General features: G+C 39.4%; 7 protein-coding genes. 2 read left to right on the forward strand and 5 right to left on the reverse strand.

Annotation, left to right across the window (positions count from 1 at the left end):
• Positions 1 to 132: 132 nt before the first annotated feature.
• Together clpA and clpS are read right to left on the reverse strand one after the other, a co-directional pair.
• Positions 133 to 2,397, reverse strand: a complete 2,265-nt coding sequence (gene clpA / locus AOG26_RS06015) for an ATP-dependent Clp protease ATP-binding subunit ClpA (protein WP_054561665.1) — start codon at positions 2,395 to 2,397, stop codon at positions 133 to 135.
• Between the two features lie 71 nt (positions 2,398 to 2,468).
• Positions 2,469 to 2,777: an ATP-dependent Clp protease adapter ClpS gene (clpS, locus tag AOG26_RS06020; RefSeq protein ID WP_161804337.1), complete on the reverse strand. Its 309-nt coding sequence runs from the start codon at positions 2,775 to 2,777 to the stop codon at positions 2,469 to 2,471.
• Positions 2,778 to 2,986: 209 nt separating this feature from the next.
• Here clpS and cspD point away from each other — a divergent pair, with 209 nt between their 5' ends.
• Together cspD and AOG26_RS06030 are read left to right on the forward strand one after the other, a co-directional pair.
• On the forward strand, positions 2,987 to 3,202 hold the full coding sequence (gene cspD, locus AOG26_RS06025; protein WP_036968098.1) for a cold shock domain-containing protein CspD: 216 nt from the start codon (positions 2,987 to 2,989) through the stop codon (positions 3,200 to 3,202).
• Positions 3,203 to 3,634: 432 nt separating this feature from the next.
• Positions 3,635 to 5,857, forward strand: coding sequence for an NADP-dependent isocitrate dehydrogenase (locus AOG26_RS06030; RefSeq protein WP_054561666.1), 2,223 nt, complete (start codon positions 3,635 to 3,637; stop codon positions 5,855 to 5,857).
• A gap of 99 nt (positions 5,858 to 5,956) precedes the next feature.
• Here AOG26_RS06030 and AOG26_RS06035 read toward each other — a convergent pair whose 3' ends face one another.
• The 3 genes from AOG26_RS06035 to AOG26_RS06045 all read right to left on the reverse strand — a co-directional run bounded on the left by AOG26_RS06035 (position 5,957) and on the right by AOG26_RS06045 (position 11,663).
• Positions 5,957 to 8,245, reverse strand: a complete 2,289-nt coding sequence (locus AOG26_RS06035) for a hybrid sensor histidine kinase/response regulator (RefSeq protein WP_054561667.1) — start codon at positions 8,243 to 8,245, stop codon at positions 5,957 to 5,959.
• Positions 8,246 to 8,254: 9 nt separating this feature from the next.
• Complete coding sequence (locus AOG26_RS06040) at positions 8,255 to 9,523, reverse strand: ABC transporter substrate-binding protein (RefSeq protein ID WP_054561668.1); 1,269 nt, start codon at positions 9,521 to 9,523, stop codon at positions 8,255 to 8,257.
• Between the two features lie 121 nt (positions 9,524 to 9,644).
• On the reverse strand, positions 9,645 to 11,663 hold the full coding sequence (locus AOG26_RS06045) for a hybrid sensor histidine kinase/response regulator (protein ID WP_054561669.1): 2,019 nt from the start codon (positions 11,661 to 11,663) through the stop codon (positions 9,645 to 9,647).
• Positions 11,664 to 11,805 lie beyond the last annotated feature (142 nt).

Genomic DNA, 11,805 nt, shown 5'->3' on the forward strand with positions numbered 1-11,805 from the left:
TGAGCAGGTGTGTTTATTACAAAGAGCTAAAAGCGTTTGTTAAATGGTGTTAAAACTAACTTAGTTTTAATTCCATTTAATAAACAAAAAGCCCAGCAATTGCTGGGCTTTTTGTTTTCAGCTAAAAACAACTTAAGCTGTTTCTAGGCTAGTTTCAAAGTCAAAGTGAATTTTCTTATCTTTAACCGATACCTTAACTGAACCACCATCGGCTAGCTCACCAAACAAGATTGCATTTGCAAGCGGCTTTTTAAGCTCATCTTGGATAACACGAGCCATCGGGCGTGCACCCATCGCTTTATCGTAGCCTTTATCTGCCAACCACTCTCTTGCTTTGGATGTAAGTTCAAGGTTAACCGACTTCTTATCAAGTTGTGCTTGTAACTCAACAATGAACTTATCAACCACTTGCAAGATAATCTCTTTCTCAAGGTGATTAAACCAAATGATATTATCTAAGCGGTTTCTAAACTCAGGTGAAAACACTTTGTTGATTTCACTCATTGCATCATGAGAATGGTCTTGTTCGGTAAAGCCAATCGACTTACGTACAGTCTCTTGAACACCCGCATTCGTCGTCATCACCAATACTACATTTCTGAAATCGGCTTTACGACCGTTGTTATCAGTAAGGGTACCGTGATCCATTACTTGCAGTAGAATGTTGTAAATATCTGAATGTGCTTTTTCAATTTCGTCCAGTAGCACAACTGCATGCGGGTTTTTAATTACCGCTTCAGTTAATAAACCACCTTGCTCAAAACCTACATAGCCAGGAGGTGCACCAATTAGACGGCTGACCGCATGACGTTCAACGTATTCAGACATATCAAAGCGAATAAACTCAACACCCATACATTTAGCAAGCTGCTTAGTGACTTCTGTTTTACCAACCCCTGTTGGGCCTGCAAATAAGAACGAACCCACCGGTTTATCTTCGTTAGCAAGGCCTGAGCGCGATAAACGAATTGCTGAAGTCAATGCATCGATTGATTGGTCTTGACCAAACACCAGCATTTTCAGGTTACGGTCAAGGTTCTTAAGTGTCTCTTTATCGCTAGAAGAAACGCTTTGCTGAGGAATACGCGCCATTTTAGATACAATGAGCTCGATATCAGCCACACCGATTGTTTTCTTACGCTTAGAAACGGGCTGTAAACGCTGATTAGCACCTGCTTCATCAATAACATCAATAGCCTTGTCAGGTAAGTGACGTTCATTAATGTATTTAGCACTAAGTTCTGCTGCTGCTTTCAATGCTTTTTGAGTATAACGAATACCATGGTGCTCTTCGTAACGCTCTTTTAAACCGTTAAGAATTTTCGTGGTATCAGCCACACTTGGTTCAAGCACATCAATTTTTTGGAAACGACGCACTAGCGCACGGTCTTTTTCAAAGATATTCTTGAACTCGTTATAAGTAGTTGAGCCCATGCAGCGCAACTTACCACTCGAAAGTAGCGGTTTAATTAGGTTCGATGCATCCATTACACCACCCGATGCTGCGCCGGCACCAATGATGGTATGAATTTCATCAATAAATAAAATTGAACCTGGTTTAGCTTGTAACTCTTTAAGCAGCGATTTAAAACGTTTTTCAAAATCACCACGGTATTTGGTACCCGCTAATAATGCGCCCATATCGAGTGAGTAAACAACTGCATCGGCAATCACTTCAGGTACTTCTTTATTTACAATACGATAAGCTAGGCCTTCAGCAATGGCTGTTTTACCCACACCAGCTTCACCAACCAAGAGCGGGTTATTTTTCTTACGACGACATAACACTTGTACAGTGCGTTCAACTTCGTTGTCGCGACCCACTAATGGGTCTATATTGCCATCAATTGCTTGCTGATTTAGATTAGTCGTAAAGTTTTCAAGCTTAGTCGGCTCCTCGCCTTGCACTTCTTGCACTTCTTCATGAATGTCATCGTGGTCTTCACCGCCAATGTCGTCATCTGTTTTGGAAATGCCATGCGAAATAAAGTTAACAATATCTAAACGATTAACATCTGATTTTTTAAGTAGATAAACAGCTTGGCTTTCTTGCTCAGAAAAAATTGCCACTAGCACATTAACGCCAGTTACTTCGTTTTTGCCTGATGATTGCACGTGAAATACAGCGCGCTGTAATACACGCTGAAAACCTAACGTCGGTTGTGTTTCTCTGTCTTCTTCAAGATCAGGAATAACCGGCGTTGTTTCATCAATAAAATCTGATAATTCGACTTTTAATGCGCCCATATCAACGCCGCAGGCGTTAAGCGCTTCTCCAGCAGAAGGGTTATCGAGCAGTGCAAGTAAAAGATGCTCGACGGTCATAAATTCATGACGGCGTGTTCTCGCTTCGCGAAACGCCGCATTCAAGGTTAGTTCTAAGTCTTTGTTTAGCATTGGCAACCCCTTACTGAGATAATATTTATATACCGTTGTGACGGGCTAATTGGTTCACCCTACCTTGGTATTTATTCCTGCTCACAACTACATAGCAGTGGATGCTCGTTGTCTCGTGCGTAACGATTAACTTGTTCAGCTTTGGTATGAGCTACATCGGCGCTGTAAACACCGCAAATTGCTTTACCGTTATGATGAACTTGAAGCATCACATCTGTTGCTCTATCGCTATCCATATTAAAAAACGTCATTAGTACTTCTATCACAAAGTCCATAGGCGTGTAATCATCATTATTTAAAATGACTTTATATTTTCGCGGTGGTTGCAATTTTTGCTTTTCACTATCGCGAACTGTTTCAATAACACCAGAATCTTTCATGCCACTCATAATTAAATATAGTCTTGTCTTTAGAACTCAAGCAAACTTGAATAAAAAAATAAATAAATTGTTAAAAAATAGTCTAAAACACTTGACTGACTGGCTAAATAAACTACAGTCAAATATAGATTGATTAATCATTAGTCAGTCTAGCAAATTACACGGTTTAGAATAACTAAATTAGTCAACTTATAGAAGGATGTAGAAGTATGGCTTGTGGAAAAGTCAAATGGTTCAACAATGCCAAAGGTTTTGGCTTCATCGTAGAAGACGGCAGCGAGACTGATATATTCGCTCATTACTCAACGATTGTAATGGACGGTTATAAAACACTTAAAGCTGGTCAAGATGTAACATTCGAATTGCAACAAGGTCCAAAAGGGTTACACGCAACGAATATTGCGCCTAACGATGAAATCTCTTAGGTAAAACCTATTCGAGTATCAAGCGAGCGACCTTGTTAAGATCCTCGCTTACTCTTCTCATTTAAATATATCTTTCACTTCCCTTGAAATTCCATTTCTTTACCCCAATTGTTTAATTGTTATTAGCCCTTTAGAGCCAAGCTTGTTACACTCTTGTTGCTTAAATTTAGCTTTTTCGTCATTTTGACGTAAGGCTTTTGGCTAATTTCATAATTTGCTTATTTGAGCTATAAGAATTTTACAGTCTGTCAGCTATGGTTATTTTAATACTATGTATTGAGTTGCAACAGCTAACAGACTGCTTGCTGTTGTTTTATCAAGGCACTTAAGCTTGGTAATTCAAGGCTATCTATTGCATTGTTGAATATGGCTAATTAAGGGTTACTGCTAGCAGTCATTACCAAACATTACGCCAACTATCTAGGAATGATGATGACATCAAAAATTATCTATACTAAAACAGATGAAGCGCCGGCTCTTGCGACGTATTCATTGTTACCAATCATCCAAGCGTATACAAACGCTGCGGGTGTTGAAGTTGAAACTCGTGATATTTCATTAGCGGGTCGTGTGATTGCAAACTTCCCTGAGTACTTAACTGAAGATCAACGTATTGATGATGCACTTGCAGAGTTAGGTGAAATGGCTAAAACACCTGAAGCTAACATTATCAAGTTACCTAATATCAGTGCTTCTATCCCTCAGCTACGTGCAGTAATCAAAGAGTTACAAGAAAAAGGTTACGCATTACCTGACTACCCTTCAGAGCCAAAAACTGATGAAGAAAAGAAAGTTAAAGCAACTTACGACAAAATCAAAGGTTCTGCTGTAAACCCGGTACTTCGTGAAGGTAACTCAGACCGTCGTGCTCCAGGTTCAGTAAAAGAGTACGCTCGCAATAATCCACACTCAATGGGTGCATGGAGCAAAGATTCTCAGTCTTACGTTGCTAGCATGGAAGAAGGTGACTTCTTCGGTTCTGAGCAATCAGTGACTATTCCAGAAGCAACTGACGTACGTATCGAGCATGTTGCTGAAAATGGTGACATTACAGTTCTTAAAGCAAGTACACCATTACTAGCGGGTGAAGTAATTGACGCGTCTCGCATGAGTGCTGCTAAGCTTCAAGCTTTCCTTGCAAAAGAAATTCAAGCAGCAAAAGACAAAGGCGTGTTGTTCTCATTACACATGAAAGCAACTATGATGAAAGTGTCTGACCCAATCATCTTCGGTCACGCTGTAAAAGTGTTCTTCAAAGACGTATTCACAAAACACGCTGATCTTTTCAAAGAACTAGATGTTGACGTAAACAACGGCTTTGGTGATGTATTCTCAAAAATCGAAAGCCTAGATGCAGCTAAGAAAGCTGAAATCGAAGCTGATATCCAAGCGGTATACGACAACAACCCTGCTATTGCAATGGTTGATTCTGACCGTGGTATCACTAACCTTCACGTACCAAGTGATGTGATCATCGATGCATCAATGCCTGCTGCAATCCGTTCTAGCGGTCAAATGTGGAATAGCGAAGGTAAATTACAAGACACTAGCTTTGTAATTCCAGATCGTTGTTACTCAGGTGTTTACCAAGCAACTATCGATTTCTGTAAAGAAAATGGTGCATTCGATCCAACAACTATGGGTAGCGTACCTAACGTTGGTCTTATGGCTCAAAAAGCTGAAGAGTACGGTTCACACGACAAAACGTTTGAAGTAGCTGCTGCTGGTACAATCCGTGTAGTTGACACAGCTGGTACAACTTTACTTGAGCATGCTGTTGAGCAAGGTGATATCTGGCGTATGTGTCAGGTGAAAGACGCACCAATCCAAGATTGGGTTAAACTTGCTGTTAATCGCGCTCGCGCAACTAACACGCCAGCAGTTTTCTGGTTAGACGAAAACCGTGCACACGATGCTGAGCTAATCAAAAAAGTAAACGCGTATTTACCGCAACATGATACTGATGGTCTTGAGATCCACATCTTAGCACCAATTGAAGCGACTAAGTTCTCATTAGAGCGCATCAAAGAAGGTAAAGACACTATTTCAGTAACTGGTAACGTATTACGTGACTACCTAACTGACTTATTCCCAATTCTTGAGCTTGGTACAAGTGCTAAAATGCTTTCAATCGTACCACTTATGAATGGTGGTGGCTTATTCGAAACAGGTGCAGGTGGTTCAGCACCTAAGCACGTTCAACAGTTCGAAAAAGAAAACCACTTACGTTGGGATTCATTAGGTGAGTTCTTAGCGCTTGCAGCTTCTTTAGAGCACTTAGCAGTTAATACTGGTAATAAGAAAGCACAAGTTCTTGCTGATACGCTTGATAAAGCAACTGGTACTTTCCTAGCTGAAAACAAATCACCTTCACGTAAAGTGAAAGAGATTGATAACCGTGGTTCGCACTTCTTCCTTTCTTTATTCTGGGCACAAGAACTTGCTGCACAAAATGATGATGCGGAATTAAAAGCGCAGTTCACACAAATCGCTGCTGATCTTGAGTCTCAAAAAGACCAAATCGTTACTGAATTAAACGATGCACAAGGTCCAGCAATGAGTGTTGGCGGTTACTTCCAACCAAGTGATGAGTTAGCATTCAAAGCAATGCGTCCAAGCTCAACATTTAATGACATCCTAGCTAAACTGGTTTAATTCATTTAAACATAATTAATTAGCTATAAGAGAGTTACCTCAGTGTTTTTAACACCGAAGAGGTAACTCTTTTTTATTTTAGCGACTTAAAATCAATTTTTAGCAGTCACGCGTAGCGCTCACTTCACTTTTAGACCACTTTAGTAAAGCCGTTTTAACACATTGGTAGTCAATCGGCTTGGCAACAAAATCATTCATTCCTGCGGCAAAACATCGTTGCTTATCTCCTTCAAGTACATTGGCCGTTAAGGCAATAATAGGAGTCGCTTTATACTCTGGCATTTCTCTTATGCGTATTGTTGCTTGCGGGCCATCAAGTATAGGCATCTGCATATCCATAAATATAATATCAAAGCAGTTTTGCAGATTATTTTCCCCACTATGTTCCTTACATAGCGCAACAGCCTGCTCGCCATCCCCTGCTATTTTTATTGAGCTTATACCAAACTCATTTAACATAGCTTCGATAACAACCTGATTAATATCATTGTCTTCGACGACCAATACATTTAATGATGAAAAGTCTACTTGATCCTCTTCATTTTCTTGCCGTGTTTCGGTTTCAAACTCAGAGTGCTCAATAACCTGTGTTGTTTTTAGCTCAAAATAAAAACAAGAACCCTGCCCTAGATCACTTTCTACCTGCAAAGGAGCATTCATCAAAATTAGTAATTTGCTTGAGATAGCAAGGCCGAGCCCTGTACCACCGAAGCGCCTTGTAATTGAGGTATCCGCTTGAGAAAACGCTTCAAATAACTTACTGAGATTTTCTTTTGCGATACCTATTCCTGTATCAATCACACTAAATTTGATGCTCAAATCATCGCCGCCTAGCTCATTAATTTTTACGTTGAGGGTCACACAGCCTTTCTCGGTGAATTTAATTGCATTCCCAATAAGGTTTATCAACACTTGTTTTAGGCGGGCTTCATCAGCAAAGAAAACACAATGTTGATACTTTTCAGCAACAGAAATATTCAACTTAATATGCTTACTTTGGGCTTGCTCTTTAAATAAATGCTGTAACTCATCTAGTAGCGAATTTAAATGTATAGGCACAGACTCTAGCTCAATTTTAGACGCCTCAATCTTACTTATATCTAAAATGTCGTTGATGATTACCAATAAACCTGCCCCTGACGATTGTATAATATTAAGCATCTTCATTTGTTCATGAGACAAACTGGTACGACTCAACTGCCGCGCCATTCCTAAAATGCCATTCATAGGGGTTCTAATTTCATGGCTCATATTTGCCAAAAATTCTGATTTCACCTTGGTGGTGTGTTCTGCCGTTTTCTTGGCTTGGGTAAGGTCTTGGCTTAACACCCGAAATCTATCTGCCGCAGTTGCAAGCACACCAATTTCATCGTTACGCTTTAAATCATAAATAGGAGCTGATAAATCACCAGCTAAGAAGTATTGAAAACTTGTGGTTAAACGTGTAATTGCACGCGATATATGCAGGTGGAAATAGATTGCAAGTGCGATAATGTAGATAACTACACCAACAGCAAGAAAACGCAGAGTTTGATCTGTTTTTATTACTGTTTCTTGCGCTTCACTTTTAATCTTTTGCAATTTTGCTAGGGATTGCTCTCTTAGTTTATCTGCAAGGGTACTGAACTCTATAGCATCGCCAGCCATAACAACATTAACCAAGCTTAAATAGTTTCGGTTAGCCTGCACGCCTCTCGAAAAAGCCTGTTTATATGTTTTAGCATGTTCACGGTTATTACTTAGATCAGTGTTGGTTTGTGACTGATTTGATAAAATAGCCAGCGCCTTATTAACCGCTGCTCTTTTAGAATAATCTTTTTTGGCAAGAAACAAAGAGGCATCACGATGTAATTCATGCCATACATTGAGATGTTCAGTGATAGCCAATTTGTTTTCATTGGTAGTCGCAGTTAATTTGAGGTTGGTTAATTCATTAATAGCTGCTAAATAGATTTGCGGTAACTCAACGTCAGTGAGCTCTGTTTTTATTTCATAACGCTTGGCAAGCACATCTAGATTTTCACCGTACCGAGAAATCAGCTGTGTCATTGAATTTAAATAAACTTGGCTTTCAAGCTCATCACTTTTCAAATCAACACTTTCTAAACGTGCTTTTATACTTTCAAAGTTCTCTATTATTTTACTAAATACGGTTTTACTACCTGATAATCCATAAACTGAAATATCACGCTGCATTTCAACAATATCTTTATTTATACGAAGTATACCCACGGCATAATTACTAATGCGGCTTATATCGTTAAAAGATGTTTCAATTCTTTGTAATCGCTTGTTCAAGACAAAATAACTCGCCCCCATTACAAGTAAAACGAGTGTCAATGCCAATAACACTTTGGCTGCTAAAGACCTAGAAAAAATGGTTAGCAATGTAGCTCCTTATGAGTTCAACAACTCATACCATTTATCTAAACTATAATCATAATTCGGCATTACCGTATTCCAGACCGCTATATTCGAAAAACGCTTGATATAGCTTCCTCCATCACGAGCTTGACCCGCTAGAACAGATATTTTGCCGTCTGTTCCGCGTAAATCCATGGATGCTTCTTGCCCTTCATACCAATATTGCCATTCTGCTTTTGACATAAGAGGCTGACTCCGCTCAGGATTAGAAATGTAATAACCTTGTCTTGCGATAAATGCGCCTGGATAGCCAGAAAGCCACCAATTCATGTATTCATAAGCAGCATCTTTAACATGTCCCTGTGCATTAGCTGATAAGCACATAACCCCGTGCCAAGCACGATAACCTTCTTTGGGTGAAGCATAAACAACCGGGATACCTTGCCCTTTGCAGGCACTGACACCGGGCGAAAACATGCTCTGAATCGTGACGCGTTTCATTTTCATAAAGTCGACCGACTGCGGCACCGAAGTCCAAAAGCCAGCAAAGTGACCTTGCCTTTTCTTTTGCAGCAAAATTGCAAATAGCTGGTCAATTTCGCTAATGCTCATATCGCCCATATCATTAAACTTCATCAGCCCCTGTGCCTCGGCAGCCAGAGCAGCATCAAAAATTCCGATTGTTGGTGCATTAACAAGGGCGACTTTGCCTTTATTCTTTTCATCGAGTAGCCAAGACCAAGACTCAGTTTGGTAAGGAATCCCCTTTTCTATGAACTGAGTGTTGTAACCAAACGAGTCGACATTATGCACGTAAGGCAAGAAACTAATCGCATTAGTTGGTTTAGTTGCAAGCGTGCCATCTGGCTGTACATACAGAATTTTGTTCGGAGAATCGCCAGCACCTAACTTGGCATCAGCTACGATTTTACCTGTTTTAGAGAGTGGGTTGATTTCATGCCAATAGGTAAGGCGATCTGTTTCGATAGGCTGAATAGCCCCTGCTTGCCAGAGAATATTAATTGAATCTGACCATTGCTCATATAAGTCAAAGCTACTTGGGTCTGATGCTGCCTTTTGCAACACCGCAGCACTGCCCATTGGGGTAAATTCAATATTAATACCCAGCTCAAGCATGGCTTTTTGCCTGAGTTCTTCTTGTAGAGTTACGTGGGTCCCCATAACCCTAATTGTGGGAGTATTCTTAGCGAATACATAGGGAGCTTTAAGGGCAACTGTTGATGCTATGGCACCAACACCTAATGTTTTTAAAAAGTCTCGGCGGTTATCAGAGTAATTCATTTAGCAATCCAGCATATTAAACCCATTAAAAGTATAGGTTAAATTTTTAAATTGCCTAAAATAACTACTCATTTACCCAGCAATGATTTTTCTAAGCCGAGTATTCACAAACTACAATTATTTAGATTAAAAAATGCTCTTTAGCTGTCACAATTGCTTGCTCAATAGCCGTATTTTTAACAGGCTTTGAAACAAATAAATCCATTCCAGCTCGTTTGCAAGCTGCTTTATCATCTGCAGAAGTATTTGCTGTTAAAGCAATAATATAAGTTGTATCAGTTGGGCAAATTTGCTCATCTCTTAAAATACGTGTTGCTTCAATGCCATCCATTTCTGGCATTACGCAATCCATAAAAATCAGATTGTATTTGTTTTGCTTGCATTTATTTATCGCATCAATACCATCGCAGGCATAATCGGCCGTTAAGCCTAACTTTTCTAGGTGTGCTTTTAACACAAAGCGGTTAATTTGGTTGTCATCAACAACCAGTATCGATAAAGGTAAGGCTGAAAAGTCGATATCAGAGGCATGCAGCGTATCATGTGATTGTGGCTGTCCTAGTTTTAGAGGTAATTGAATATCAAAACAACTGCCTTTTTGGAATTCGCTACTGACCTTTATTATGCCTCCCATATAATCGATAAGTTCCTTCACTATTGCAAGGCCAAGCCCTGTGCCCCCCTTTTTTCGGTCCTTATTTAGCTCTTGGGTAAATGGTGAAAAAAGTGACTTCATAAAGGTTTCCGTCATGCCTATACCCGTATCAGAAACTTGCAAATTCAAGATGACATCGTCATTTTGAACTCTAGCAGATACGTATAACTTAATAGTGCCTTGCTCAGTAAACTTTAATGCATTACTCAATAAATTAGACGCAATTTGGGTGAGTCGGGTGTTATCACAGTAAGTCCAACATTCTTCACTAATATCAATTTCGACGTCAAAATAAAGATTCTTTTCTTGATATAAAGGTAAATATAACGACGCTAAATCAACAAAAATTGTTTTTAATAAAAAGTGACTAGGCTCTAATTTCAGTTCACCATGATTTATTTTAGAAAAGTCGAGCACTTCGTTAATTATATTTAACAAAATATCTGCACTTCGTAATGCAACTTTGAGTTTTTCTTCTCGTTTTTGCTCTGACTTTTCATAGAGTAAAGTCGTTAGCATGCCTGTAATGCCATTTAACGGCGTGCGCAGTTCATGGCTAATCTTAGCCAGCAAGATACTTCGGTCTTCAAGAGTTCGCACAGCATCCGCTTTTTGCTTTTTAAGCTCCTCACGAAGTAGCACCTCTTTCGTTACATCTTGAAAAGTACCTATTAAACGAACACATTGCCCGTTTTCAAATTCCGCTTCGCCATACGTTGAAACCCATACAGGATTCCCTTTCGCTGTAATAAGCTGAATTTCAATATTCCAATCTTTACCATGCTCAATTGCTTCTTGGACTACTTGTTGTATTGCATCACGACTTTCACCTTCTTTATAAAATTCAATAGCCGTTTCAAGGTTTGGAGAATAATCTGAAGGGACTTCATGGATTGCTTTAGTTTGTTTACTCCAGTAGAGCTTATTTTCTAGCAAGTCGAGTTCCCAAGACCCTATACGAGCAACTTCTTCGACTTGCGCGAGCATATAGTTCTTTTTAACTAATCTCTCAGATGAGGCATTACGTGCTAATTCGTTACCTAACCATTGAGCAAATAACTCTACATAATCGTGAGACTCTTCACTAAAAGGTTTTGATACTTTAGGCGCTGAGAAGTTAACTGTGCCGAAAACATTTTTGCCAACAAAAATAGGTGCGCCAATGTAAGATTCTAGTTGAAAGTTTACATAACAAGGGTGCTGTGCAATCCGACTATTTGAGGCATGATGAAATGAAAGCGCCTTATTAGCTTCTAAAGTGTGAGCACAATAGGTACCTTCCAGATCGAATTGCGTACCAACCGGGATTGCATTATCAGGCGCCACCACATGAATGACCGTATAGAGCTTGTCATCAACTTGACTCACAATCGCAAATTCGAGATCAAATACCTCTAAACCAAATTCTAGTAACTTGATTACTTTGTCGGAAAAATCAATTTCTTGATTAGATACTATATCGTGGAATTGGCGCAGAAAGTTCAACCTAGCTCCCTAGTTATTCGAATTTTATTTGGCTCTAAAGAAGCATACCAAGAATTTCAAATAACAACAGCAGTAATCATAATTTAAGATTGAATTTGTATTATTAGTAATGATTTTCACATATTAAAAAAGCCCCTTAAAA

Source organism: Pseudoalteromonas sp. UCD-33C, from assembly GCF_001306895.1.
Taxonomy (GTDB): Bacteria; Pseudomonadota; Gammaproteobacteria; order Enterobacterales; family Alteromonadaceae; genus Pseudoalteromonas.

Coding starts and splice junctions, on each gene's coding strand:
- clpA (WP_054561665.1), bottom strand. CDS start 2,397: ATGCTAAACAAAGACTTAGAACTAACCTTGAATGCGGCGTTTCGCGAA.
- cspD (WP_036968098.1), top strand. CDS start 2,987: ATGGCTTGTGGAAAAGTCAAATGGTTCAACAATGCCAAAGGTTTTGGC.
- AOG26_RS06040 (WP_054561668.1), bottom strand. CDS start 9,523: ATGAATTACTCTGATAACCGCCGAGACTTTTTAAAAACATTAGGTGTT.
- clpS (WP_161804337.1), bottom strand. CDS start 2,777: ATGAAAGATTCTGGTGTTATTGAAACAGTTCGCGATAGTGAAAAGCAA.
- AOG26_RS06030 (WP_054561666.1), top strand. CDS start 3,635: ATGACATCAAAAATTATCTATACTAAAACAGATGAAGCGCCGGCTCTT.